Origin of the sequence: Streptococcus sp. 27098_8_23 (genome assembly GCF_041432195.1) — a bacterium.
Taxonomy (GTDB): Bacteria; Bacillota; Bacilli; order Lactobacillales; family Streptococcaceae; genus Streptococcus.
Genome location: NZ_JAPVZF010000001.1, coordinates 297,130 through 321,724 on the forward strand (window position 1 = coordinate 297,130; position 24,595 = coordinate 321,724).

Sequence of the window (24,595 nt, forward strand, 5' to 3'; positions counted from 1 at the left end):
TGTAAAAAGAAGAATTAATATATTTATCATACAAAATAAAGGAGATTTTTATGAAAAAGCTACTATCCTTCTCAATTGCCTTGCTTTCAATCACAACACTAGTTGCTTGTTCTGGACATAAGGCGGAATCAAAGGTCCCAGAAGAAAAAATTGAACAGAAGCAAATCAAGTTTGATGAGAAGTTGTTTAAAGAAGCTGGACTCTTGCCTTTTAAAAATGAAAAGCAACTAGAACTTGGAGAGTTGGATTCCAAATCACGCGCGACGGGTGCTCATATTCAACTCAAGGATAGCGACGAGCCAACTGAAAAGAGAGAGCCTAAGATAAGTTATAACCCGGTTGGTTGGCACAACTATAATTTTTATTATGGAGATGGCTCTAAAAAGGCTTGGTTGATGAATCGTGGTCATTTGATTGGGTACCAGTTTAGCGGATTAAACGATGAAAAGAAAAACTTGGTTCCGATGACTAACTGGCTCAATGCTGGAACTTATTCTGGAACAGATGATCAAAACCAAAGTAGCATGCTTTACTATGAAAATCGATTGGACTCTTGGTTGGCCAATCACCCAAACTATTATTTAGACTACAAGGTGACCCCAATCTATCAAAAGGACGAATTGATCCCGAGATAGATTGAGTTGCAGTATGTGGGAATAGATGAAAACGGCAAACTCTTGGAGATCAAGTTGGGTGGTAGTAAGGAAAAGGTTGATCAGTATTCTGTGACGCATGTCGTTTTAGAAAATGATTCAGCTAATGCGGAAATCAATTATTTGGATGGTACTGCTAAAAATACAGTTGAAGATGCAAAGATAAAAGAAGAAAAAGAAAAAGCCAAGAAAGAGGCTGAGGAAAAAGAAGCAGCTGAAAAGAAAGCGAAAGAGGAAGAAGAAAAAGCACGTCAGGCCGCACAAGAAAAGGAAGAAAGCCAAGAATCAAACTCGCAATCAACTAATTCAGGTGGCTACTTTAGAGATAAAAACGGAAGATGGCACAGACCAAATGGTAAATTTGCTTCTAAGAAAGAAATTAGAGAAGCCGGATTGCAGTGGTAGGAAGAATTTAGCAGATATACAGTCAAAAAGCCGTTGGAAAACGGTTTTTTGTTATAATTGAATGAAGAATGTAGAATTAAAGGAGAATATCATGACTTTTGAAGAAATCCTGCCTGGGTTAAAGGCCAAGAAAAAATATGTACGAACTGGTTGGGGAGGGGCTGAAAACTATGTCCAACTCTTTGACACTATCGAGCAAAACGGGATTGCACTTGAAGTGACGCCCTATTTCCTAATCAACGTGTCTGGGGAGGGAGAAGGTTTTTCCATGTGGAGCCCGACACCTTGTGATGTTTTGGCGACGGACTGGGTAGAAGTCCATGACTAGACGTGTATTGATGACGGGAGTAAGTTCAGGGATTGGTCTGGCTCAAGCACGACTCTTTTTAGAGAATGGCTATCAAGTTTATGGAGTTGACCAAGGTGAAAATCCACTCTTAGAGCGTGATTTTCACTTTTTACAGAGAGATTTGACCTTGGACTTGGAGCCAATTTTTGACTGGTGTCCTCAGGTGGATGTCTTGTGCAATACTGCTGGAGTTTTGGATGATTTCAAACCACTTTTGGAACAATCAGCCCAGGAAATTCAAGAGATTTTTGAAATCAACTATATGACTCCTGTTGAGTTGACTCGTTATTATTTGACGCAAATGCTGGAAAATAAAAAAGGAATTATCATCAATATGTGTTCGATTGCTTCAAGTCTAGCTGGCGGAGGTGGTCACGCCTATACCTCGTCTAAGCACGCCTTAGCTGGCTTTACCAAGCAGTTGGCTCTAGACTATGCTGAGGATGGTATTCAGGTCTTTGGGATTGCTCCAGGGGCAGTCAAGACAGCTATGACCGCTGCCGACTTTGAACCAGGTGGCTTAGCTGACTGGGTGGCTAGTGAAACGCCCATCAAACGCTGGATTGAGCCAGAGGAAGTAGCAGTGATTAGCCTTTTCTTAGCAAGTGGAAAAGCGAGCGCCATGCAAGGACAAATCCTGACTATTGATGGTGGCTGGTCTTTGAAGTAGGAGGAGTTGGATGGAAATCAAAAAACACTTTGGAGTCTATGCTGTTTGCTTTGAAAATAGGAAGTTACTCTGCATTGAAAAAACGAGAGGCCATTATCAACATCGTTATGATCTACCCGGAGGCAGTCAGCAACTTGGTGAAGGATTGACGGAAACGCTGATTAGAGAAGTTATGGAAGAGACAGGATTTACTGTTAGAAGCTACTCAAATCCTCGAATCTACGATGTTTTCGTCAGGGAAGAGTTAAAAAATTTTATGGTTCACCATATCATGGCATTTTATGATATTGAGGTCAACGAGAAGGAACCTCAGGTTACGATTTCGGATGCTGTGTCTGATGGTGCGAATGATTCACTCGGATATGTTTGGATGGATATTCAGAAAATCATAGAAGAAAATGTTTCACCATTAGTCTTGAAGGTTAAGTCTGAATTATTAGGATTTGCAGAGCTGGACAAGACCTTGTATATGAATTGGAAGGTGAATGATGAGAAACCAACTTGTCCTTAGTGGAGAACAAATTGTTGAAAAAGTTTATCCTCAGTTATTGCACCACGTCGGTATGATTCGTGGAGAATATTTGTTGAGAGAGCTTAATCAGAACATCCTATTAGCAAGTTGCCAGCAATTTGTAAAAGATTATCTAGATACCATTTGCTCCTTGTACTCAGACGAAGAGGTTTGGTATCGTTTTTCAGAGTTAACAAATACAGAAGCTAATTGTTTAGAGGGGACTAAAGAGCATTTTGATGAAAATCATCCCTTGTTTGGTTATAGAGGAACTAGGCGCTTGCTGGCGTGTCCTGATGAATTTCAGGCTGAAGCACATGTCGTTACAGAAGTTTATCAAACAAATCCCAATCTGTCTGTTATCTTTCCTTTTGTCAATGATGCTGAGCAGTTAAAACAAGCTATTAGAGTATTGCGTGAGCATGGTTTTACTGGAAAAGTCGGCACAATGATTGAGTTACCGTCAGCTTATTTTGACTTGGACAGAATAATAGAAACGGGTATTTCAAAGATTATAGTTGGAATGAATGATTTGACTTCTTTTGTTTTTGCGACTGTGAGAAATAGTCAATGGCATGATATGGAAAGTCCAATAATGTTAGATATGCTGAGAGATATGCAGGATAAAGCAAGGATGAAAAAGATTGACTTTGCTGTAGCAGGCTATCTGAATGCTTCTTTCATACAAAAAATGAATCAGATGGGTATCAAGTGTATTATCCACTACAGTTCTATTCCAGAGATTTTTGATTTAGAGATTGATCATCCAGACCACCTCAAACGTGTAAAAGAAGTAAGTAAAAAAATACAAAGGAGCAACCCATGACACCTCAAGAAATGTGGAATGCGTATAAGCAAATTAACCCCTCGATTGGAGATGAGATAGATGTCTGGGCTTTTGGAGTGGAAGCCGATCTCTTGGCTGATTTGGTTTTAAAAGGCGAAAAGACAGCAACCGCCTCAGCCTACGACCTCTACGCACTAGAAGACGAACCACTTCCACAAGAAGGGACCTTCGATGTCATTTTAGACAGTCAAAATCAGGCTGTCTGTATTGTCGAAATTACAAAGGTCTCCGTTCAGCCTTTTCATCAAGTTTCTGCTGACCATGCCTACAAGGAAGGTGAGGGAGACAAATCTTTAGCCTATTGGCGCCAGGTTCATGAAGACTGTTTCACGGAGTGGCTGGAGGAAGCGGGCTTGACTTTTACACCTGACAGCAAGGTTGTTTTAGAAGAATTTTGCAAGGTCTACCCTCTGTAGACAGATAGAAGGAAGAAAGTTTTGGAAATCGCCGTCCAATCCTTTTTTCTTAAGCAAAACATGATATAATAAGTTTGTTTGAAGAAGAGTAAAACTCTTAAACTTAGAATAGGAGAAAACTATGCAAGCAGTTGAACATTTTATTACCCAATTTGTTCCTGAACATTATGATTTATTTTTAGACTTGAGTCGTGAGACCAAGACCTTTTCTGGGAAGGTGACCATTACTGGTCAAGCACAAAGTGACCGTATTTCCCTTCACCAAAAAGACTTGGAAATCACTTCTGTAGAAGTTGCGGGTCAAGCTCGTCCATTTACAGTTGACCATGACAATGAAGCCCTTCATATCGAATTGGCTGAGGCTGGTCAAGTTGAATTGGTCGTCGCTTTTTCAGGAAAAATCACAGACAACATGACAGGGATTTACCCTTCTTACTACACAGTGGATGGTATCAAGAAGGAAGTCTTGTCTACTCAGTTTGAAAGCCATTTTGCGCGTGAAGCCTTCCCATGTGTGGATGAGCCTGAAGCCAAAGCAACTTTTGACCTTTCTCTTCGTTTTGATCAAGCAGAAGGTGAAGTGGCCTTGTCGAACATGCCAGAAATCGATGTGGAAAACCGTAAGGAAACAGGCGTCTGGAAGTTTGAGACAACACCTCGCATGTCTTCTTACTTGTTAGCATTTGTAGCAGGTGATTTGCAAGGGGTGACCGCTAAAACTAAAAACGGTACCCTCGTAGGTGTCTACTCAACCAAAGCCCACCCACTATCTAACCTTGATTTCTCATTGGACATCGCCGTTCGCTCGATCGAGTTTTACGAAGATTACTATGGAGTTAAGTATCCAATCCCTCAATCTCTCCACATTGCCCTTCCTGACTTCTCAGCTGGTGCTATGGAAAACTGGGGTCTTGTGACCTACCGTGAAGTTTACTTAGTTGTGGATGAGAACTCAACCTTTGCTAGCCGTCAACAAGTTGCCCTAGTTGTAGCACATGAGTTGGCTCACCAATGGTTTGGTAACCTCGTGACTATGAAATGGTGGGATGACCTTTGGCTTAATGAAAGCTTCGCTAACATGATGGAATACGTCTGTGTGGATGCCATCGAGCCAAGCTGGAATATCTTTGAAGACTTCCAAACAGGTGGTGTTCCAGCTGCGCTTAAACGCGATGCGACGGATGGTGTTCAGTCTGTCCATGTCGAAGTCAAACACCCAGATGAAATCAATACGCTCTTTGATGGAGCTATCGTCTATGCCAAAGGAAGCCGTCTCATGCACATGCTTCGCCGTTGGCTCGGTGATGCGGATTTCGCTAAAGGCTTGCATGCATACTTTGAAAAGCACCAATATGGAAATACCATTGGTCGTGACCTATGGAATGCCCTTGGTCAAGCATCAGGACGTGATGTCGCAGCCTTCATGGATTCTTGGTTGGAACAGCCTGGCTATCCAGTTCTCACTGTCAAAGTTGAAAATGATGTCTTGAAGATTTCGCAAAAACAATTCTTCATCGGTGAGCACGAAGACAAGAACCGTCTCTGGGTGGTGCCACTCAACAGCAACTGGAAAGGCTTGCCAGATACACTCGAAACTGAAAGCATCGAAATCCCTGGCTATGCCGCTCTTCTTGCTGAAAATGAAGGAGCTCTTCGCCTTAACACAGAAAATACAGCCCACTATATTACAGACTACCAAGGAGACTTGTTAGATGCCATTCTTGCTGACCTAGTTGAGCTTGATAACACAAGCAAACTACAAATCGTCCAAGAACGTCGTCTGCTTGCTGAAGCGGGTCGCATTTCTTATGCAGACTTGCTCCCAGTCCTTGATAAACTTGCTAAGGAAGAGTCTTACCTTGTGGTTTCAGCTGTTTCTCAAGTGATTGCTGCCCTTGAACGCTTTATCGATGAAGGAACAGAAACTGAGAAAGCCTTTAACAGTCTGGTTGCTAAATTGGCTCGTCATAACTATGACCGTCTTGGTTTTGAAGCCAAAGATGGAGAATCAGAAGAGGATGAATTGGTTCGTCAGTTGGCCGTTTCTATGATGATTCGCTCAAATGATGCAGAAGCTAGTCAAGTCGCTAGCCAAATCTTTGCAGCTCATAAGGAAAATCTTGCAGGCCTTCCAGCAGCCATCCGTGCACAAGTTCTCATCAATGAGATGAAACACCATGAGACCAAGGAATTGGTCGCAACTTATTTGGACCTCTACACTCATGCCACAGATGCTGTCTTCAAACGCCAGTTGGCAGCTGCTCTAGCATACAGTACAGATGCCGACAATATCCAAACCTTGATTAGTTCATGGAAGGACAAGTTTGTGGTGAAACCACAAGATTTGTCTGCTTGGTATTACCAGTTCCTAGATCATCAAACAACTCAAGAAACTGTTTGGGTATGGGCGCGTGAAAACTGGGATTGGATCAAGGCAGCTCTTGGTGGGGATATGAGCTTTGATAGCTTTGTTATCCTACCTGCCCATGTATTTAAGACTGAGCAACGCTTGGCAGAGTACAAGGAATTCTTTGAGCCACAACTCTCTGACCTAGCTCTTAGCCGTAATATCCGCATGGGGATCAAGGATATCGCAGCGCGTGTTGACTTGATTAAGCGTGAGAAAGCAGCAGTCGAAGCTGTTGTAGCCCAATATGCTAAAGCTTAATTCGTTCAAAATGTAAACAAAAACTCAACTTTCTATCTGAAAACGAGAGAGAGTTGAGTTTTTTTTAAGGCAATTTTGGTATAATAATCATAACAAGGAGGAGTTTCTGATGATAAAAATCTTATTAGTAGAAGATGACCTGGGTCTGTCAAACTCAGTATTTGACTTTTTAGATGATTTTGCAGATGTCATGCAGGTTTTTGATGGAGAAGAAGGGCTCTACGAAGCTGAAAGCGGCGTCTATGACTTGATTTTGCTTGATCTGATGTTGCCTGAAAAAAATGGCTTCCAAGTTCTGAAAGAATTGCGTGAAAAAGGAATTACAACCCCTGTCCTTATCATGACTGCCAAAGAGAGTTTGGATGACAAGGGACATGGATTTGAGTTGGGAGCGGATGACTACCTCACCAAACCTTTCTACCTAGAAGAACTCAAAATGCGGATTCAAGCCCTTCTCAAACGTTCAGGCAAGTTTAACGAAAATACCTTGACCTATGGGGATGTTGTCGTCAACCTTTCAACGAATGAAGTGAAGGTGGAAGATACTCCTGTGGAACTACTCGGAAAAGAGTTTGAGTTATTGGTTTACTTCCTTCAAAATCAAAATGTTATTCTTCCCAAGACACAAATTTTTGACCGTCTATGGGGATTTGATAGCGATACGACGATTTCCGTTGTAGAAGTCTATGTCTCAAAAGTTCGTAAGAAACTGAAGGGAACAGCCTTTGCTGAAAATCTTCAAACCTTGCGTAGTGTCGGGTATATTTTAAAAGATGTTCAATAAACTAAAAAAAACATGGTATGCGGATGATTTCAGCTATTTCATTCGAAATTTCGGAGTGTTCACCTTGATTTTCTCTGCTATGACCTTGATTATCCTTCAGGTCATGCACTCCAGTCTCTACACTTCTGTAGATGAAAAACTACAAGCTCTTAGTAGTAGTCCCCAAGCGGTTATCCAGTTAGCCCTGAATCGGGCAACTGAGGAAGTCAAGGATATTCAACCCGCAACTGCGGATGCCAGCAAGGCTGAAATCAAGCCCAATGTTAGCTCCAATACAGAAGTTTTGCTTTTTGACAAGGATTTTAACCAACTCTTACTGGGTAATCGCTTTTTAGGCTTGGATAAGATCAAGCTGGACAAAAAAGAGTTAAATCACATTCGCCAAATCCAAGTCGTCAATAGCTATGGTCAGGAAGAAACTTACCGGATGATCTTGATGGAAACCAACTCTTCCTCCGTATCAAGCAATGTCAAATATGCGGCGGTTTTAATCAATACTAGCCAGCTTGAGCAAATCAGCCAAAACCACGAGCATTTAATTGTTGTAGTCATGGCTAGTTTCTGGCTCCTGTCTTTAATTGCCAGTGTTTATCTGGCACGCGTCAGTGTCAAACCCCTATTGGAAAGCATGCAAAAGCAGAAATCCTTTGTTGAAAATGCGAGCCACGAACTGAGAACGCCTTTGGCCGTTTTACAAAATCGTTTAGAAAATCTCTTTCGAAAACCAGAGGCAACGATTATGGAATCCAGCGAAAGTATCGCTTCGAGTCTTGAAGAAGTTCGCAATATGCGTTTCCTCACGACCAATCTTCTCAACCTTGCACGTCGAGATGATGGAATCAAACCAGAAATAGCAGAAGTTTCTCCACAATTCTTTAAGACTACCTTTGCTAACTATGAGTTGATTGCTTCTGAAAATGATCGTATTTTTGAGTATGAAAATCGGATTTATCGTCCTTTCATGACCGATCAGTTGCTCCTAAAACAGCTCATGACCATCTTATTTGACAATGCCATCAAGTATACCGAAGAAGATGGGAAAATTGAGTTTGTAGTCTATGCTACAGATCGCCACCTCTATCTAACAGTAACGGATAACGGAATTGGGATCTCAGCTACTGACAAGAAGAAAATCTTTGATCGATTTTATCGTGTAGACAAGGCGAGAACCCGTCAAAAAGGTGGCTTTGGTCTTGGACTATCTTTGGCCAAGCAGATCGTAGATGCCTTACGAGGAACGATTAGCGTAAAAGATAACAAACCTAGAGGAACGATTTTTGAAGTTAAGATTGCCATCCAATCTCCTTCAAAACGTAAGAATAAATAAAAAAGACAGTTATATAACTGTCTTTTTTGATAACTAGAAAAGAGGTTGGTAGTAGTACCAACCTTTATTTTGAAAATTTTCGTTTCATCATCTTTCGTTGAAGTTGTAAAAGGGCGAAACTAAGACCCATTGCAGCGACAAAGGATAAAGCTGTATTAAATTTTAAGGCTAAAAAGATAAAACTAAAAAGTGCCATAAAAATACAGAAACAAGCGATATTTACAAAAAATAAAATCTCTTTTAGGTTAGGGCCGACTGGGGCTTCAGGTGTGTAATCTTGGTAAAGCGGAGTTTGTTTCGATTCGGGAGCTTGTTCAAACTCATAAGCTTCTAGTTTTCTTGCGGACATGATTCTCTCCTTAACAGTACATAACTATTTTATCATTTTTTATGCAGAGAATTATTACAGGATTGTTACAAAACTACTAAAGTCTCTTATCAACTTCTAAGTCGCTCTCTTGACACCTACAAGGGAAAATGGTAGCATGGATGTTACACTTAAAACAGATGACCTAACCTTTTCTATTATAAATATACTGAGAAAGGAAAGGATAACTTATATAAATTGATAGCAAGCTGAGGCTTCTCCTAAGATGATTTGTTGAGTTGCTACCTGGATACTTTTGAAGAGTATTGGTAGGAGTTGTTTTGAATGGATGGAAGGACAGAGATTCTGTCTATTGGACTGGGTGGCCTTCTTGCTACCTCTGGGGAAAGTTAAAGGAGATATGCATGTATCTTGCTATCAAAGAAATAGTACGAAATAAACTTCGATATAGTTTGATTCTAACTACCATTTTTCTTATCGCTTTCATGGTCTTTTTCATGACTAGTTTGGCTCTTGGTCTTGTGCGGAACAACCGAGCCGCTATTGATAACTGGCAAGCGACGGGTGTCGTTTTATCCGACTACGCAAATGATAATTTGACAGCATCTTTTATTCCTGAAAAGGACTACAAGGATAAGAGTTCTGAAGAGGCTGCTCCACTGGGCTATATGTTTGCTGTAACCAATCTAGTCGATGGTAGTGAAAAGGTCAATGTTTCCATCTTTGCTCAAGAGTGGGATTCTTTTATCTCTCCGAGTTTGACGGAGGGTCGTTATCCTGAGGGAGATGATGAGGTTGTCGTGGATCAGTCCTTTGAGAACTATGGGATGAAGCTAGGCGATGCCATTCAGCTCAATGGAAGCGATTCAAGTTACAAGATTGTAGGCCTGACTCAAGGAAATAAATTTTTCACCGAGCCTGTTGTCTTTACGAGTCTGACAAATTATTGGACCTTACAAGGAACCTTGAAAGCCAATCGTTCTATCTCTGCCTTAGTATTGAAAAATGATATAGAAGTGGTCGGGGATGGTCTGAAACAGATTTCCATTCCAAAAATGATTTCGAAAATTCCTGGTTACACACCTCAGGTTAATGTATTTTCAGGGATGATTCTTGCTATGATTGTTATCACAGGCTTGATTGTGGGGATTTTTGTTTATATCATTACCATCCAAAAACTAGGACTATATGGAATAATGCGAGCTCAAGGGATACAGATCAAAACCATTGTATGGTCTCTATTCTGTCAAATCTTCCTCCTAGCTGGTATGGGGATTGCTTTAGCCTTGCTGGCAATCGGAGGAGTGATTTTAGTCTTACCAGCTACCTTCTTTTTCTATCCAAGTTGGATAGCTTACTCTGTCCTAAGCTTGGTAATTTCCTTGATGGCCCTTCTAGGTGGTGTCATTTCACTTCCACGCTTGCTAAAGGTGGACCCGATTACTGCGATTGCAGAGTGATAAGGAGAATAGTATGACAGCATTGATTGAAATGACTCAAGTGACAAAAACCTACGGGGAAGGAAAGATGAAAGTCGTTGCCCTGCATGAGACGAATTTTCAGCTAAATGCGGGAGAGTTCGTAGCTATTGTTGGGCCTTCTGGCTCTGGCAAGACAACCTTTCTAACAACTCTAGGACAACTTCAGGAAGCATCGAGTGGAAAGATTCTAGTAAAGGGGAAGGAAACAGGCAGTTTGACGGAGAAGGAGAAAACAGACCTCCGTTTTAGAGAGTTTGGTTTCATTCTTCAGGCTTCAAACCTAATTCCTTTTCTAACAGTCAAGGAACAGCTGGACTTGATAGACAGACTGGATAAGGGAAAAAATAGTAAAAGTAACCGAAAAGAGCTCTTTGAGTTGTTGGATTTGGAAAAGGTCCAAGATCATTATCCCAAGGCCCTATCGGGTGGCGAACGTCAACGTGCGGCGATAGCTAGAGCGCTCTATAACAATCCAAGCATTGTGCTTGCAGATGAGCCGACAGCAAGTCTAGACACCAAGCGTGCTTACCAAGTAACGGAGATGTTGGCTGCCATTGCTCATGAACAAGGTAGAGGAGTTGTCATGATTACACATGATACACGCCTTCTTGATAAGGTTGACCGTATTTATGTCATGAACGATGGCCACCTAGTAGAAAAAACACATGCATAATAAAGAGAGTGGATGGTACTTGTTACTGTTCACTTTTTTGTTTGGAAAAGCTAGAAACAAGTTTAACTTTTTGTGAAACTCTCAGTACCCATAGCTGATTTTTGAGAAATGTGGTATAATTTTTCTTATGGAAAAGATTATCATTACAGCAACTGCTGAAAGTATTGAACAAGTTGAACAGTTACTAGAAGCTGGCGTAGACCGTATCTACGTCGGTGAGAAAGATTTTGGTCTTCGTCTACCAACAACCTTTAGCTATGAAGAGTTACGCACCATCGCTAAGCTCGTTCATGAAGCAGGCAAGGAATTGATCGTTGCAGTCAACGCCCTCATGCACCAAGATATGATGGACCGTATCAAGCCCTTCCTAGACTTCTTGGAAGAAATCAAGACAGACTATATCACTGTTGGAGATGCAGGTGTTTTTTACGTAGTCAATCGCGATGGCTATTCCTTCAAGACCATTTATGATGCTTCAACCATGGTGACAAGCAGTCGTCAGATTAACTTCTGGGGTCAAAAGGCTGGCGCATCTGAGGCGGTTTTGGCGCGTGAAATTCCATCTGCCGAACTCTTTAAGATGCCAGAGATTTTGGAAATTCCTGCTGAAGTATTGGTTTATGGTGCCAGTGTCATTCACCATTCTAAGCGTCCGCTTTTACAAAACTATTATAACTTTACGCATATCGATGATGAAAAGACGCGTAAGCGTGACCTCTTCTTGGCTGAACCAAGTGATCCAGAGAGCCATTACTCTATCTTTGAAGATAATCATGGTACCCATATCTTTGCAAATAACGACCTTGATTTGATGACCAAATTGACAGAATTAGTGGAGCATGGTTTTACTCACTGGAAGCTAGAGGGGCTCTACACACCAGGTCAAAACTTTGTTGAGATTGCTAGACTCTTTATCCAAGCTCGCAGTTTGATCCAAGAGGGCAAATTCAGCCATGATCAAGCCTTCTTGCTAGACGAAGAGGTCCGCAAGCTCCATCCCAAAAATCGTTTCCTTGATACAGGATTTTATGACTACGATCCTGATATGGTTAAATAGGACATAAAAACCCGAAATAAAAATGTTCGGGTTTTTCCAGTGTATCCATGAAATAAAAACGGATACATGTTATAATAAAAATAGCTCTTTAATGGAGGTGTTTGAGTGGAAAATCTGAAGAAAATGGCAGGTATCAAGGCTGCTGAGTTTGTCAAGGATGGCATGGTAGTCGGACTTGGAACAGGTTCTACTGCCTACTATTTCGTAGAAGAAATTGGTCGTCGGATTAAGGAAGAAGGTTTGCAGATTACTGCTGTAACGACTTCCAGTGTGACTAGTAAACAGGCAGAGGGACTCAATATTCCGCTCAAGTCGATTGATCAAGTAGACTTTGTCGATGTGACGGTTGACGGGGCGGATGAAGTAGATAGCCAGTTTAACGGAATCAAAGGTGGTGGTGGTGCCCTTCTCATGGAGAAGGTTGTCGCAACGCCCTCAAAAGAATACATTTGGGTGGTAGATGAAAGCAAACTGGTAGATCAACTAGGTGCTTTTAAATTGCCAGTAGAAGTGGTTCAGTATGGCGCAGAACAGGTCTTTCGTCGCTTTGAGCGAGCTGGCTATAAACCAAGTTTCCGTGAAAAAGACGGTCAACGTTTTGTGACCGATATGCAGAACTTTATCATTGACCTAGCCTTGGATGTCATTGAAGATCCAATTGCCTTCGGGCAAGAATTGGACCATATCGTTGGTGTCGTAGAGCACGGTTTATTCAACCAAATGGTGGATAAGGTCATCGTTGCTGGACGAGACGGGGTTCAGATTTTAACTTCAACTAAAGCAAACTAATCAAAATAATAAGGAGACAGACTATGTCAAAATTTAATCGGATTCACTTGGTGGTACTGGATTCTGTGGGAATCGGTGCTGCACCAGATGCCAATAACTTTGTCAATGCAGGGGTTCCAGACGGTGCTTCTGACACACTGGGACACATTTCAAAAACAGTTGGTTTGAATGTGCCAAACATGGCTAAAATCGGTCTGGGAAATATTCCTCGCGAAACGCCGCTGAAGACTGTACCTTCTGAAAGCAATCCAACAGGTTATGTAACGAAATTGGAAGAAGTATCCCTTGGTAAGGATACCATGACTGGACACTGGGAAATCATGGGACTCAACATTACCGAGCCTTTCGATACTTTTTGGAACGGATTCCCCGAAGAAATCTTGACAAAGATCGAAGAATTTTCAGGACGCAAGGTCATTCGTGAAGCCAATAAACCGTACTCAGGAACAGCTGTTATCGATGACTTTGGACCACGTCAAATGGAAACTGGGGAGTTGATTATCTATACTTCAGCTGACCCAGTTTTGCAAATTGCTGCCCACGAAGACATCATTCCTTTAGATGAATTGTACCGTATTTGTGAATACGCGCGTTCGATTACCCTTGAGCGTCCTGCCCTTCTAGGTCGTATCATTGCCCGTCCATATGTAGGTGAACCAGGTAACTTCACTCGTACAGCTAACCGTCGTGATTTGGCCGTATCTCCATTTGCTCCAACTGTTCTCGATAAACTCAATGAAGCAGGTATCGATACTTATGCTGTGGGTAAAATCAACGATATCTTTAACGGTGCAGGAATCAATCATGACATGGGACACAACAAGTCAAATAGCCATGGAATTGATACACTATTGAAGACCATGGGACTTCCTGAATTTGAAAAAGGGTTCTCCTTCACAAACTTGGTAGACTTTGATGCTCTTTATGGTCACCGCCGCAATGCTCATGGTTACCGTGATTGCTTGCATGAGTTTGATGAACGCTTGCCTGAAATTACCGCAGCCATGAGAGAGAATGACCTTCTCTTGATTACTGCGGACCATGGAAATGACCCAACCTATGCAGGAACAGACCACACTCGCGAATATATTCCACTTTTGGCTTACAGTCCTTCCTTTAAAGGAAATGGTGTCATTCCGGTTGGACATTTTGCAGATATCTCAGCGACAGTTGCGGATAATTTTGGTGTTGAAACTGCCATGATTGGGGAAAGTTTCTTAGATAAATTGGTATAAGATGATGCGCTATGCTTTACTTGTTAGGGGCATTAATGTCGGTGGGAAAAATAAGGTTGTCATGGCGGAGCTTCGTCAAGAATTGACAGAGTTGGGACTGGAAAAGGTTGAGACCTACATCAACAGTGGCAATATTTTCTTTACTTCGACAGACCCCAAAGAACGATTGGTTGAAAAGTTGGAGGCATTCTTTGAAATCCATTATCCATTTATTCAGAGCTTTTCCTTGCTGAGTAAGGAAGACTATGAAGCAGAGCTGGAGAATCTGCCAGATTGGTGGACCAAAGACCTGGCTCGAAAAGATGTGCTCTTCTACACGGAGAGCTTGGATGTGGATCAAGTGATCGAGAAAGTGAATAGTTTGGAACTGGAAGATGAAGTAGTTCATTTTGGAAAACTTGGTATTTTCTGGGGAAAATACTCCGAAGAATCGTACTACGAAACGGCCTATCACAAATACTTACTCAAGATGCCTTTCTACCGCCAAATCACCATTCGTAATGCTAAAACTTTTGAAAAAATCGGTCAAATGATAAAAAAATAATAAAGGAGACACAATGACATTTTTAGATAAAATCAATGAAACAGCTGCTTTTCTGAAAGATAAAGGAATCCAAGCGCCTGAGTTTGGTTTAATCCTTGGATCAGGTCTGGGAGAACTTGCAGAAGAAATTGAAAATCCAGTTGTAGTAGACTATGCAGACATTCCAAACTGGGGTCGTTCGACAGTAGTCGGTCACGCTGGTAAATTGGTATATGGAAATCTTGCAGGTCGCAAGGTCTTGGCACTTCAAGGTCGTTTCCATTTCTACGAAGGAAATTCTCTTGAAGTCGTGACTTTCCCAGTACGTGTGATGAAAGTTCTCGGATGCGAAGGTGTCATTGTAACCAATGCAGCTGGTGGTATTGGGTATGGTCCTGGTACCTTGATGGCTATCTCAGACCATATCAACATGACGGGTCAAAATCCATTGATGGGTGAAAATTTGGATGACTTTGGTCCACGTTTCCCTGATATGTCTAAGGCCTACACACCAGAATACCGCGCTACTGCCCATGAAGTGGCTAAAAAACTTGGTATCAAGCTTGATGAAGGTGTCTATATTGGTGTGACTGGTCCGACTTATGAAACACCAGCAGAGATTCGTGCCTATAAGACACTGGGAGCAGATGCCGTTGGTATGTCTACGGTTCCTGAAGTAATCGTGGCAGCCCACTCTGGCTTGAAAGTTTTAGGAATTTCATGTATTACGAACCATGCAGCAGGCTTCCAAGAAGAACTCAACCACGAAGAAGTTGTAGAAGTGACTGAACGTGTTAAAGGCGACTTCAAAGGATTGCTGAAAGCGATTCTTGCTGAATTGTAATCATGTTAATAGAATTGAGGAGTATTTTTCGAAAAATCCCTTATAATTTTAGATTATTCATAGCAGTAATTCTGCAAGGAATAGTTTCGGGTTTATCTGGTATATTTCTCCATTATCTTTTAGAGATGATGGAGGGGCTAGCTTTTGGTCAGTCAGAGCATCATAGTAGATTTTTGACAGATGGAGTTTCCTCCTCACGGATAGGACTAAGTTTAATAATCGTGGGTCTTAGCTCGTCCTTAGTCTGGTACTTCTTGCAAAAAGGGTCGAAGATTTATTCCATCAAAGCTCAGATGAAGGATGAGACTTCAGAATACAAGCTTCATTTTTTAAGACAGCTATTTCATTCAATTTGGCAGATTATTGCAGTTGGAGGGGGAGCGCCTATTGGAAAAGAAGCTGCGCCACGAGAGATTGGAACTCTATTTGCAGGGCAAATTGGAAAAATATGTACACTGTCTATGAAGGATCGCATCTTTCTCCTTGCTTGTGGTGCTGGTGCTGGTTTAGCGGCTGTTTATCAGGTTCCATTAACAAGTATTTTCTTCGTTTTTGAGACTCTAGGAATTACTTTATCTATCAAGCGATTTGTCTTAGTCGGTTTGACTACCTATGTGTCAACCTATACAGCAGGATTGGTTATTTCAGATCATGCTATCTAACAGATTCCAACTATTGCATGGTCATTAAAGGAAGTGTGGATTGTCCCTTTATTACTTCTTTTCTTAACCCCCCTAGCTTGGCTTTTTGGTCGTTCAAGTAAAGAAGTGTCTTCAAACAGGATAAAAGATAAACGAATACTTCTAACATTGCCCTCAGCTTTTCTTTTTCTTGTTGGTCTGGCAAGTTACTTTCCGCACCTACTTGGCAATGGACGCATGATGGCTCAGGAAATTTTAAATGGTAGCAGTAGTCAAACAGTGCTTCTCATGTTTTTCCTAAAAGCAGTGGTCGTTCTTATTATCCTTTGGGCAGGGGCCTATGGTGGTACTCTTACGCCATCTTTTGCCTTGGGGATGGCTGGAGCTGCTCTCTTGGGCATGATTCTAGGTTTGGACAGTCAGCCAACCGTTTTACTTTTGGGATCTGTTTGCTTTTTATCTGTGACCTTGAGGGCGCCCATTTCTGCAACCGGATTAGTTATAGGTTTCACTGGGATAGGTATAGATTCTCTTCCGTATCTCTTAGTAACTGCTTTCCTGGCTTATGGTTTTGCAAAAGTGTTAGATCGCTTTCCTTGGGCTAGCATACTGTGTCAGAAGTCAAAGAATAAAGTAATTAGGTAGGAAATGCCCGTTTCTTCTAATCAAGGATTTATCTTAAAAGATTAAAAACTATTGTCAGTTTATCAATAACTGTTTTAAATAAAAATGTAGTAGGCTTATCGGAGTCATGATTGAATACGATTTTTCCTAGCTATGAAATATAAAAATAAAAAAAAGAAAGGTAGAGTAAGGTGTTCTGATTTGAACACGAGCGGAAAACTTGGAAAATAGATAATCTGACTGAGAAATCAGGATTTCTCGTCAGATTCCTAATTTTCAGTCGTTTTCTTCTCGCTCTTTGTATCATAAATTATGTCTATCCATATTGCTGCTCAGCAGGGTGAAATTGCTGATAAAATTCTTCTTCCGGGGGATCCTCTTCGTGCGAAATTTATTGCGGAGAACTTCCTTGAAGATGCTGTTTGTTTTAACGAGGTTCGTAACATGTTTGGCTACACTGGTACTTACAAGGGTCACCGTGTATCTGTCATGGGAACTGGGATGGGGATGCCATCGATTTCGATTTATGCGCGTGAGTTGATTGTGGACTACGGTGTGAAGAAATTGATTCGTGTGGGAACTGCTGGTTCTTTGAATGAAGATGTTCACGTCCGTGAATTGGTCTTGGCACAGGCTGCTGCAACCAACTCAAACATCATCCGCAATGACTGGCCACAGTACGATTTCCCACAAATCGCTAGCTTTGATTTGCTAGATAAGGCCTACCATATCGCGAAAGAACTTGGTATGACCACCCACGTTGGGAACGTTTTGTCGTCAGATGTCTTTTACTCAAACTATTTTGAAAAGAACATCGAGCTTGGTAAATGGGGAGTTAAGGCTGTGGAAATGGAAGCGGCAGCTCTTTACTATCTTGCTGCCCAACACCATGTTGATGCACTCGCTATTATGACTATTTCTGATAGCTTGGTCAATCCAGATGAAGACACCACTGCAGAAGAACGCCAAAATACCTTCACTGATATGATGAAGGTTGGTTTGGAAACCTTGATTGCAGAGTAAAATGTAAAAGAAAATCCTGATTTCAAGTGGAATCAGGATTTTTTCATGGATGCGATTTTTTCTGGGTCTGGTGTAACGCGGAGGGTCTTTTGTCCTGTGTAGGTTACAAAGCCAGGTTTTCCACCAGTTGGTTTGTTGAGTTTTTTAACTTCAATCATATCCACTTGCACGAGATTTGACAAGCGCCCTTTGGAGAAGTAGGCAGCTAGTTCGGCCGCTTCTGTCTTCACTTCGTCAGAAGGATCAAGATTTCCTGAGATGACGACATGGCTTCCAGGGATGTCCTTGGCATGGAACCAAAGTTCCTCCTTGCGAGCCATTTTAAAGGTTAGCTCTTCATTTTGTAAGTTGTTTCGACCAACATAAATGATGGTTTTGCCATCGCTTGCTAGATACTGTTCTGGTTTTTTGCGCTTGTGAATTTTCTCTCGCTGTCTTCTACGGATAAAGCCTGTTTGGATTAATTCTTCACGGATTTCAGCGATTTCTTCCAGTCCAGCTTGGTTGAGCACAGTCTCGACACTTTCCAGATAAAGAATAGTTGCCTTGGTTTCTTCGATCAACTCAGTCAAGTATTTGACAGCTTCTTTGAGTTTCTGGTAACGTTTAAAATAGCGTTGAGCATTCTGGCTGGGAGTCAAGGCCTTATCAAGCGCAATGGTGATAGGTTGATTGGTGTAGTAATTATCCAAGACAACCTGATCTTGGTCATTAGGTACTTGATGAAGAAAGGTTGTCAACAATTCTCCTTTTTGGCGAAATTCCTCAGCATTGTCTGTTGCTAGTAACTCTTTTTCTTGTTTTTTAAGCTTATGGCGATTTTTCTGAAGTTCATTTTCAACACGACGGATCAGTTCACTGGCTTGTTGCTTAACGCGGTCCCGTTCAGCCTTGTCCTTATAGTAGGTGTCCAGCAAGTCAGAAAGACTGGTAAAAGGCTCTCCTACACTATTTTCGAAGGGAATTGGACTGAAGGAGGTCTCTGTTAAGCATGGCTTGGTTTCTTGACTGAAAAAGTTTCGGAAAGTGGATAGTTTGTCACTGACCAATAAACTTTCCAGTTCATATGCCGTATCACGACCTAAACCTTGAAAGAGACTTTGAAGATTTTTTGCCTTCAGTTCTTGGGTTTGTAGGATTTCAAAGAGCTTTTCATCCTTGACGGTAAATGGATTGAGAGACTCGTTGCTTGGCGGAGCGATATAGGTCGAACCTGGAAGTAAGGTGCGGTAGCTATTTTGCGAAAAGCCGACGTGTTTGATGACTTCGAGGATTTTATGACTACTTTTATCTACGAGGAGAATATTGCTGTGTTTGCCCATAATCTCGATAATCAAGGTAGCCTGAATATGGTCCCCAATCTCATTTTTATTGGAAACGGTAATTTCCACAATACGGTCATTTTCGATTTGCTCGATCGACTCAATCAGGGCACCCTGCAAATACTTTCTTAAAACCATGATAAAAGTAGAAGGTTGGGCTGGATTTTCAAAAGTCGTTTGGGTCAGTTGAATGCGACCAAAAACGGGATGGGCAGAAAGGAGCAGTCGATGGCTTTGGCGATTGCTGCGGATTTGCAAGACCAACTCTTGTTCAAAAGGTTGATTGATTTTCTGGATGCGACCATTGACCAACTCTCTTCGCAATTCCTCAATCATGTGGTGTAAAAAAAATCCGTCAAATGACATCGTTCTCTCCTTGTGATTGTATTCCATAGTATTATATCAAAAAGGTAGAATAAAATCATGGAAATATGGTATAATAAAGCCAAATAAAGAGAATCGAGAAGTACATGTATATTGAAATGGTAGATGAAACTGGTCGAGTTTCACAAGAAATCTTGCACCAAACCCAAGAAATTTTGGAATTTGCAGCCCAAAAAATAGGAAAAGAAGACAAGGAGATGGCAGTTACTTTTGTGACCAACGAGCGTAGCCACGAACTCAATCTGGAGTACCGTGATACGGATCGTCCGACAGATGTTATCAGCCTTGAGTATAAGCCAGAGTTGGACATCTCCTTTGATGAGGAAGATTTGCTTGAAAATCCTGAATTAGCAGAGATGGTGTCTGAGTTTGATGCCTATATTGGGGAACTGTTCATCTCTATCGATAAAGCGCATGAGCAGGCTGAGGAATATGGCCACAGCTTTGAGCGTGAAATGGGCTTCTTGGCAGTACACGGCTTTTTACACATTAACGGCTACGATCACTACACTCCGGAAGAAGAAGCGGAGATGTTCGGTTTACAAGAAGAAATTTTGACAGCCTATGGACTCACAAGACAATAAACGAAAATGGAAAAATCGTGACCTGGTATCCAGTTTAGAATTTGCTCTTACAGGAATTCTGACTGCTTTCAAGGAAGAACGCAATATGCGAAAACATGCAGTGACGGCTCTAGTAGTCATCCTTGCAGGTTTTGTTTTTCAGGTGTCACGAATCGAATGGCTCTTTCTCCTAATGAGCATTTTCTTGGTAGTAGCCTTTGAGATTATTAATTCTGCTATCGAAAATGTGGTGGATCTAGCCAGTCACTATCACTTTTCTATGTTAGCGAAGAAAGCCAAGGATATGGCAGCTGGTGCCGTACTTGTGGTTTCCCTTCTTGCTGCAGTGATTGGTGCACTTATCTTTCTCCCACGAATTTGGGATTTATTATTTTAAACAATAAGAGGAAATTATGACATTTAAATCAGGCTTTGTAGCCATTTTAGGACGTCCCAATGTTGGGAAGTCAACGTTTTTGAATCACGTCATGGGACAAAAGATTGCTATCATGAGTGACAAGGCGCAAACAACGCGCAATAAAATCATGGGGATTTACACCACGGATAAGGAGCAAATCGTCTTTATCGACACGCCAGGAATTCATAAGCCTAAGACGGCTCTTGGAGATTTTATGGTGGAATCAGCCTACAGCACCCTTCGTGAAGTGGATACTGTTCTATTCATGGTGCCAGCTGATGAGCCACGTGGTAAGGGCGACGACATGATTATCGAGCGTCTGAAAGCTGCCAAGGTTCCTGTGATTCTGGTGGTGAATAAGATTGACAAGGTTCATCCTGATCAGCTTTTGGCTCAGATTGATGACTTCCGTAACCAGATGGACTTTAAGGAAATTGTTCCTATCTCAGCCCTTCAGGGTAATAATGTTTCTCATCTAATCGATATTCTGAGTGAAAATCTGGAGGAAGGTTTCCAGTATTTCCCAGCTGATCAAATCACAGATCATCCTGAGCGTTTCTTGGTTTCAGAAATGATCCGTGAGAAGGTTCTTCATTTAACGCGCGAAGAGATTCCTCACTCAGTTGCAGTGGTAGTTGACTCCATGAAGCGTGATGAAGAGACAGACAAGGTCCATATCCGAGCAACCATCATGGTGGAGCGTGATAGCCAAAAAGGCATTATCATCGGAAAAGGTGGGGCTATGCTCAAGAAAATAGGGACCATGGCCCGTCGTGATATCGAACTCATGCTAGGGGACAAGGTTTTCCTAGAAACTTGGGTCAAGGTCAAGAAAAACTGGCGTGATAAAAAGCTAGATTTGGCTGACTTTGGCTATAATGAAAAAGAATACTAAGTAGAGGTGGGCTCATGCCTGCTTCTTGTTTTTACAGAAGGAGGATTTATGCCTGAATTACCTGAGGTTGAAACCGTTCGTCGTGGCTTGGAAAAATTGATCTTGGGAAAGAAGATTTCGAGTATAGAAATTCGTTATCCCAAGATGATTAAGACGGATTTGGAAGAGTTTCGAAAGGAAGTGCCTGGTCAAGTAATTGAGTCCATGGGGCGTCGTGGTAAATATTTGCTTTTTTTCCTGACAGACAAGGTCTTGATTTCCCATTTGCGGATGGAGGGCAAGTATTTCTACTATCCGGATCAGGTTCCTGAACGCAAGCATGCCCATGTTTTCATTCATTTTGAGGATGGCGGCACTCTTGTATATGAGGATGTACGCAAGTTTGGTACCATGGAACTCTTGGCACCCGACCTTTTGGATGCCTACTTTATTTCTAAGAAACTAGGTCCTGAGCCAAGAGAGCAGGACTTTGATTTGCAGGTCTTTCAAGCTGCCCTAGCCAAGTCTAAAAAGCCTATCAAATCCCATCTCCTAGACCAGACCTTGGTAGCTGGCCTTGGCAATATCTATGTGGATGAGGTTCTCTGGCGAGCTCAGGTTCATCCAGCTAGACCTTCTCAGACTTTGACAGTAGAAGAGGCAACAGCCATTCATGACCAGACTATTGCTGTTTTGGGACAGGCAGTCGAAAAGGGCGGTTCCACCATTCGGACCTATACCAATGCCTTTGGGGAAGACGGAACCATGCAGGACTTCCATCAGGTCTATGATAAGACTGGACAAGCATGTCCGCGCTGTGGGACAGTGATTGAGAAATTCCAGCTCGGTGGACGAGGAACTCATTTTTGTCCTCAGTGTCAAAGGAGGGGCTGATGGGAAAAATCATCGGAATCACAGGAGGAATTGCCTCTGGTAAGTCAACTGTGACAAATTTTCTAAGACAAAAAGGCTTCCAAGTGGTCGATGCTGACGCAGTCGTCCACCAGCTACAAAAACCTGGTGGTCGTCTTTATCAGCTCTTGGTTCAACACTTTGGGCAGGAAATTATCTTAGAAAATGGAGAACTCAATCGCCCTCTCCTAGCTAGTCTCATCTTCTCAAATCCTGAGGAGCGGGAATGGTCTAAACAAACCCAAGGAGAGATTATTCGTGAGGAATTGGCTGCACTGAGAGACCAGTTAGCTCAGACAGAAACGGTTTTTTTCATGGATATTCCCCTGCTTTTTGAACAGGACTACAGTGCTTGGTTTGATGAAACGTGGCTGGTCTATGTGGACCGTGATGTTCAGGTGGAACGTTTCATGAAACGGGATCATCTTTCTAAGGAAGTAGCAGAGTCCCGTTTGGCCGCCCAATGGTCTTTAGAAGAAAAGAAAAAATTGGCGAGCCATATATTAGACAATAATGGCAGTCGTGATCAGCTTGTAGCTCAAGTAGTGAAGTTACTTGAAGGAGGCGATAGCTGTGCAAGAGATTAGTTGGAAAGAGAATCTTCGTGTCGCCTGGTTCGGTAGTTTTCTAACGGGCGCCAGCATTTCCTTGGTCGTTCCTTTCATGCCTATCTTTGTGGAGCAGTTGGGAATTGAAGGAGACCAAGTTGCTTTCTATGCTGGATTAGCCATCTCAGTTTCGGCTGTTTCAGCAGCTCTAGTTTCTCCCATCTGGGGTATTCTTGCTGACAAGTACGGTCGAAAACCCATGATGATTCGAGCAGGTCTTGCTATGACCATTACCATGGGAGGTTTGGCCTTCGTGCCAAATATCTATTGGCTACTCTTTCTGCGCTTGCTCAATGGTGTATTTACTGGTTTTGTCCCCAATGCGACAGCCTTGATCGCTAGTCAGGTACCGAAAGATAAGTCTGGAGCGGCTCTGGGGACTCTATCTACAGGTGTTGTTGCAGGAACACTGACGGGTCCCTTTGTTGGAGGCTTTATTGCTGAAATTTTTGGTATTCGCAATGTCTTTTTATTGGTAGGTTCTTTCTTATTTTTAGCTGCAATCCTAACCATTTTCTTTATCAAGGAAGATTTTCAGCCAGTGGCTAAGGAGAAGGCTATCCCAACGAAAGAAGTATTTTCTTCTTTCAAGTATCCTAGGCTTTTAGTGAATCTATTTTTGACGAGCTTCGTCATTCAATTTTCAGCTCAATCAATTGGCCCCATTCTAGCTCTCTATGTGCGGGACTTAGGGCAGTCCGAAAATCTCCTATTTGTATCAGGATTAATCGTATCTAGCATGGGATTTTCTAGCATGATGAGTGCTGGAATTCTAGGAAAACTTGGCGATAAGGTAGGGAATCATAGATTGTTGGTCGCGGCGCAGATTTATTCCGTCATCATTTACCTACTTTGTGCTCATGCAACCAGCCCCCTTCAACTTGGCTTGTATCGTTTTCTCTTTGGTTTGGGAACAGGTGCTCTCATACCGGGAGTTAATGCCCTTCTTAGCAAAATGACTCCGAAATCAGGTATTTCAAGGATTTTCGCCTTCAACCAAGTCTTTTTTTATCTCGGTGGAGTGATTGGACCTATGGCGGGATCCGCAGTTGCAGGATATTTGGGCTACCATGCTGTCTTTTATGCGACAGCAGCCTGTGTGGCTTTCAGTTGTTTATGTAACTTAGTGCAATTTAGATCATTATTAAAAGTAAAGGAAATCTAGTGCGAGTAAAAATCAATCTCAAGTGCTCCTCTTGTGGCAGCATGAATTATCTAACCAGTAAGAACTCCAAAACCCATCCAGACAAGATTGAGGTTTTAAAATATTGTCCAAAGGAAAGAAAAGTAACTTTACATCTTGAATCTAAGTAGAATTTATGGTAAAATAATAGGGATTTTAAGGAGTTTGATATGTATAACCTATTATTAACCATTTTATTAGTATTATCTGTTGTGATTGTGATTGCGATTTTCATGCAACCAACTAAGAACCAATCCAGCAATGTATTTGATGCCAGCTCAGGTGATTTGTTTGAACGTAGTAAAGCGCGTGGTTTTGAAGCTGTGATGCAACGTTTGACAGGTATTTTAGTCTTTTTCTGGCTAGCCATTGCCTTAGCATTAACGGTATTATCAAGTAGATAAGAAATGGGCAGGACTAGGTCTTTGCCTATTTTTATTTTGAATGATGTTTACTAAAGTTATCACTCAAAAAATTAAAAAA

General features: G+C 41.8%; 25 protein-coding genes and 3 pseudogenes. 26 read left to right on the top strand and 2 right to left on the bottom strand.

Annotated elements, in window-relative coordinates; all coding sequences use genetic code 11:
• Positions 1 to 50: 50 nt before the first annotated feature.
• The 9 genes and pseudogenes from O3652_RS01475 to O3652_RS01515 all read left to right on the top strand — a co-directional run bounded on the left by O3652_RS01475 (position 51) and on the right by O3652_RS01515 (position 8,630).
• Positions 51 to 1,058 (top strand): annotated as a pseudogene (locus O3652_RS01475) (DNA/RNA non-specific endonuclease).
• A 91-nt stretch (positions 1,059 to 1,149) separates the two neighbouring features.
• Complete coding sequence (locus O3652_RS01480) at positions 1,150 to 1,386, top strand: DUF2829 domain-containing protein (RefSeq protein WP_049479736.1); 237 nt, start codon at positions 1,150 to 1,152, stop codon at positions 1,384 to 1,386.
• Positions 1,379 to 2,077 carry a 3-oxoacyl-ACP reductase gene (locus O3652_RS01485; RefSeq protein ID WP_049479735.1) on the top strand — a complete coding sequence of 233 codons (699 nt, stop codon included), beginning with the start codon at positions 1,379 to 1,381 and terminating at the stop codon, positions 2,075 to 2,077. The genes O3652_RS01480 and O3652_RS01485 overlap by 8 nt, the downstream gene beginning before the upstream one ends.
• A 10-nt stretch (positions 2,078 to 2,087) precedes the next feature.
• Complete coding sequence (locus tag O3652_RS01490) at positions 2,088 to 2,588, top strand: NUDIX hydrolase (RefSeq protein WP_125413239.1); 501 nt, start codon at positions 2,088 to 2,090, stop codon at positions 2,586 to 2,588.
• A complete protein-coding gene (locus O3652_RS01495; RefSeq protein ID WP_125413238.1) occupies positions 2,566 to 3,414 on the top strand; it encodes a putative PEP-binding protein in 849 nt (282 codons plus the stop codon). Before O3652_RS01490 ends, O3652_RS01495 begins: the two co-directional genes overlap by 23 nt.
• Positions 3,411 to 3,851 carry an ASCH domain-containing protein gene (locus tag O3652_RS01500; RefSeq protein ID WP_125413237.1) on the top strand — a complete coding sequence of 147 codons (441 nt, stop codon included), beginning with the start codon at positions 3,411 to 3,413 and terminating at the stop codon, positions 3,849 to 3,851. Before O3652_RS01495 ends, O3652_RS01500 begins: the two co-directional genes overlap by 4 nt.
• Positions 3,852 to 3,972: 121 nt before the next feature.
• Positions 3,973 to 6,519 carry a M1 family metallopeptidase gene (locus O3652_RS01505; RefSeq protein ID WP_125413236.1) on the top strand — a complete coding sequence of 849 codons (2,547 nt, stop codon included), beginning with the start codon at positions 3,973 to 3,975 and terminating at the stop codon, positions 6,517 to 6,519.
• 109 nt (positions 6,520 to 6,628) lie between these two features.
• Positions 6,629 to 7,303 (top strand): two-component system response regulator CiaR, encoded by a 675-nt coding sequence (gene ciaR, locus O3652_RS01510; RefSeq protein ID WP_000590635.1) that lies wholly within the window; start codon positions 6,629 to 6,631, stop codon positions 7,301 to 7,303.
• Positions 7,293 to 8,630 carry a cell wall metabolism sensor histidine kinase WalK gene (locus O3652_RS01515; protein ID WP_125413235.1) on the top strand — a complete coding sequence of 446 codons (1,338 nt, stop codon included), beginning with the start codon at positions 7,293 to 7,295 and terminating at the stop codon, positions 8,628 to 8,630. The genes ciaR and O3652_RS01515 overlap by 11 nt, the downstream gene beginning before the upstream one ends.
• A gap of 64 nt (positions 8,631 to 8,694) precedes the next feature.
• Here the strand turns inward: O3652_RS01515 and O3652_RS01520 are convergent, their stop codons facing one another.
• Entirely contained in the window at positions 8,695 to 8,979 is a 285-nt protein-coding gene (locus O3652_RS01520; RefSeq protein ID WP_061852178.1) for a DUF3270 domain-containing protein, read from the bottom strand.
• 383 nt (positions 8,980 to 9,362) lie between these two features.
• Between O3652_RS01520 and O3652_RS01525 the strand changes: the two genes are divergently transcribed.
• The 9 genes and pseudogenes from O3652_RS01525 to deoD all read left to right on the top strand — a co-directional run bounded on the left by O3652_RS01525 (position 9,363) and on the right by deoD (position 17,848).
• Positions 9,363 to 10,418, top strand: coding sequence for an ABC transporter permease (locus tag O3652_RS01525; RefSeq protein WP_371590001.1), 1,056 nt, complete (start codon positions 9,363 to 9,365; stop codon positions 10,416 to 10,418).
• A gap of 13 nt (positions 10,419 to 10,431) precedes the next feature.
• On the top strand, positions 10,432 to 11,112 hold the full coding sequence (locus O3652_RS01530) for an ABC transporter ATP-binding protein (protein ID WP_371590002.1): 681 nt from the start codon (positions 10,432 to 10,434) through the stop codon (positions 11,110 to 11,112).
• Between the two features lie 127 nt (positions 11,113 to 11,239).
• Positions 11,240 to 12,169 carry a peptidase U32 family protein gene (locus O3652_RS01535; RefSeq protein WP_371590003.1) on the top strand — a complete coding sequence of 310 codons (930 nt, stop codon included), beginning with the start codon at positions 11,240 to 11,242 and terminating at the stop codon, positions 12,167 to 12,169.
• A 105-nt stretch (positions 12,170 to 12,274) separates the two neighbouring features.
• Positions 12,275 to 12,958 (top strand): ribose-5-phosphate isomerase RpiA, encoded by a 684-nt coding sequence (gene rpiA / locus O3652_RS01540; RefSeq protein ID WP_371590004.1) that lies wholly within the window; start codon positions 12,275 to 12,277, stop codon positions 12,956 to 12,958.
• A gap of 23 nt (positions 12,959 to 12,981) precedes the next feature.
• Entirely contained in the window at positions 12,982 to 14,193 is a 1,212-nt protein-coding gene (locus O3652_RS01545) for a phosphopentomutase (protein WP_371590005.1), read from the top strand.
• A gap of 1 nt (position 14,194) precedes the next feature.
• A pseudogene (locus O3652_RS01550) lies at positions 14,195 to 14,750 on the top strand (DUF1697 domain-containing protein); the annotation flags it as partial.
• On the top strand, positions 14,751 to 15,560 hold the full coding sequence (locus O3652_RS01555; RefSeq protein WP_371590083.1) for a purine-nucleoside phosphorylase: 810 nt from the start codon (positions 14,751 to 14,753) through the stop codon (positions 15,558 to 15,560).
• Positions 15,561 to 15,562: 2 nt separating this feature from the next.
• Positions 15,563 to 16,846: pseudogene (locus O3652_RS01560) on the top strand (chloride channel protein).
• A 291-nt stretch (positions 16,847 to 17,137) separates the two neighbouring features.
• Positions 17,138 to 17,848 (top strand): purine-nucleoside phosphorylase, encoded by a 711-nt coding sequence (gene deoD / locus O3652_RS01565; protein WP_000022091.1) that lies wholly within the window; start codon positions 17,138 to 17,140, stop codon positions 17,846 to 17,848.
• A gap of 32 nt (positions 17,849 to 17,880) precedes the next feature.
• Here deoD and pavA read toward each other — a convergent pair whose 3' ends face one another.
• Positions 17,881 to 19,536: an Rqc2 family fibronectin-binding protein PavA gene (gene pavA / locus O3652_RS01570; protein ID WP_125413228.1), complete on the bottom strand. Its 1,656-nt coding sequence runs from the start codon at positions 19,534 to 19,536 to the stop codon at positions 17,881 to 17,883.
• Between the two features lie 104 nt (positions 19,537 to 19,640).
• Between pavA and ybeY the strand changes: the two genes are divergently transcribed.
• Genes ybeY through secG form a run of 8 tightly spaced genes read left to right on the top strand, consistent with a single transcriptional unit; the run spans position 19,641 to position 24,516 of the window.
• Entirely contained in the window at positions 19,641 to 20,138 is a 498-nt protein-coding gene (gene ybeY / locus O3652_RS01575) for an rRNA maturation RNase YbeY (protein ID WP_125413227.1), read from the top strand.
• Entirely contained in the window at positions 20,119 to 20,514 is a 396-nt protein-coding gene (locus tag O3652_RS01580; protein WP_000378183.1) for a diacylglycerol kinase family protein, read from the top strand. Before ybeY ends, O3652_RS01580 begins: the two co-directional genes overlap by 20 nt.
• 16 nt (positions 20,515 to 20,530) lie before the next feature.
• On the top strand, positions 20,531 to 21,430 hold the full coding sequence (gene era, locus O3652_RS01585; protein WP_125413226.1) for a GTPase Era: 900 nt from the start codon (positions 20,531 to 20,533) through the stop codon (positions 21,428 to 21,430).
• A 48-nt stretch (positions 21,431 to 21,478) separates the two neighbouring features.
• Positions 21,479 to 22,303 (top strand): DNA-formamidopyrimidine glycosylase, encoded by an 825-nt coding sequence (mutM, locus tag O3652_RS01590; RefSeq protein ID WP_125413225.1) that lies wholly within the window; start codon positions 21,479 to 21,481, stop codon positions 22,301 to 22,303.
• Positions 22,303 to 22,908 (top strand): dephospho-CoA kinase, encoded by a 606-nt coding sequence (gene coaE / locus O3652_RS01595; protein WP_125413224.1) that lies wholly within the window; start codon positions 22,303 to 22,305, stop codon positions 22,906 to 22,908. The genes mutM and coaE overlap by 1 nt, the downstream gene beginning before the upstream one ends.
• Complete coding sequence (locus tag O3652_RS01600; protein WP_371590006.1) at positions 22,895 to 24,094, top strand: multidrug efflux MFS transporter; 1,200 nt, start codon at positions 22,895 to 22,897, stop codon at positions 24,092 to 24,094. The genes coaE and O3652_RS01600 overlap by 14 nt, the downstream gene beginning before the upstream one ends.
• The gene (gene rpmG / locus O3652_RS01605; protein WP_007519517.1) at positions 24,094 to 24,243 is read left to right on the top strand and encodes a 50S ribosomal protein L33; all 150 of its coding nucleotides are present in this window, start codon (positions 24,094 to 24,096) and stop codon (positions 24,241 to 24,243) included. The genes O3652_RS01600 and rpmG overlap by 1 nt, the downstream gene beginning before the upstream one ends.
• Before the next feature lie 39 nt (positions 24,244 to 24,282).
• On the top strand, positions 24,283 to 24,516 hold the full coding sequence (gene secG, locus O3652_RS01610; protein WP_000282517.1) for a preprotein translocase subunit SecG: 234 nt from the start codon (positions 24,283 to 24,285) through the stop codon (positions 24,514 to 24,516).
• Positions 24,517 to 24,595: the final 79 nt, after the last annotated feature.

Bases quoted from the DNA above. Each gene is read 5' to 3' on its own strand.
- O3652_RS01480 (WP_049479736.1), top strand. From the start codon at position 1,150: ATGACTTTTGAAGAAATCCTGCCTGGGTTAAAGGCCAAGAAAAAATAT.
- O3652_RS01485 (WP_049479735.1), top strand. From the start codon at position 1,379: ATGACTAGACGTGTATTGATGACGGGAGTAAGTTCAGGGATTGGTCTG.
- O3652_RS01490 (WP_125413239.1), top strand. From the start codon at position 2,088: ATGGAAATCAAAAAACACTTTGGAGTCTATGCTGTTTGCTTTGAAAAT.
- O3652_RS01495 (WP_125413238.1), top strand. From the start codon at position 2,566: ATGAGAAACCAACTTGTCCTTAGTGGAGAACAAATTGTTGAAAAAGTT.
- O3652_RS01500 (WP_125413237.1), top strand. From the start codon at position 3,411: ATGACACCTCAAGAAATGTGGAATGCGTATAAGCAAATTAACCCCTCG.
- O3652_RS01505 (WP_125413236.1), top strand. From the start codon at position 3,973: ATGCAAGCAGTTGAACATTTTATTACCCAATTTGTTCCTGAACATTAT.
- ciaR (WP_000590635.1), top strand. From the start codon at position 6,629: ATGATAAAAATCTTATTAGTAGAAGATGACCTGGGTCTGTCAAACTCA.
- O3652_RS01515 (WP_125413235.1), top strand. From the start codon at position 7,293: ATGTTCAATAAACTAAAAAAAACATGGTATGCGGATGATTTCAGCTAT.
- O3652_RS01520 (WP_061852178.1), bottom strand. From the start codon at position 8,979: ATGTCCGCAAGAAAACTAGAAGCTTATGAGTTTGAACAAGCTCCCGAA.
- O3652_RS01525 (WP_371590001.1), top strand. From the start codon at position 9,363: ATGTATCTTGCTATCAAAGAAATAGTACGAAATAAACTTCGATATAGT.
- O3652_RS01530 (WP_371590002.1), top strand. From the start codon at position 10,432: ATGACAGCATTGATTGAAATGACTCAAGTGACAAAAACCTACGGGGAA.
- O3652_RS01535 (WP_371590003.1), top strand. From the start codon at position 11,240: ATGGAAAAGATTATCATTACAGCAACTGCTGAAAGTATTGAACAAGTT.
- O3652_RS01545 (WP_371590005.1), top strand. From the start codon at position 12,982: ATGTCAAAATTTAATCGGATTCACTTGGTGGTACTGGATTCTGTGGGA.
- O3652_RS01555 (WP_371590083.1), top strand. From the start codon at position 14,751: ATGACATTTTTAGATAAAATCAATGAAACAGCTGCTTTTCTGAAAGAT.
- deoD (WP_000022091.1), top strand. From the start codon at position 17,138: ATGTCTATCCATATTGCTGCTCAGCAGGGTGAAATTGCTGATAAAATT.
- pavA (WP_125413228.1), bottom strand. From the start codon at position 19,536: ATGTCATTTGACGGATTTTTTTTACACCACATGATTGAGGAATTGCGA.
- ybeY (WP_125413227.1), top strand. From the start codon at position 19,641: ATGTATATTGAAATGGTAGATGAAACTGGTCGAGTTTCACAAGAAATC.
- O3652_RS01580 (WP_000378183.1), top strand. From the start codon at position 20,119: ATGGACTCACAAGACAATAAACGAAAATGGAAAAATCGTGACCTGGTA.
- era (WP_125413226.1), top strand. From the start codon at position 20,531: ATGACATTTAAATCAGGCTTTGTAGCCATTTTAGGACGTCCCAATGTT.
- mutM (WP_125413225.1), top strand. From the start codon at position 21,479: ATGCCTGAATTACCTGAGGTTGAAACCGTTCGTCGTGGCTTGGAAAAA.
- coaE (WP_125413224.1), top strand. From the start codon at position 22,303: ATGGGAAAAATCATCGGAATCACAGGAGGAATTGCCTCTGGTAAGTCA.
- secG (WP_000282517.1), top strand. From the start codon at position 24,283: ATGTATAACCTATTATTAACCATTTTATTAGTATTATCTGTTGTGATT.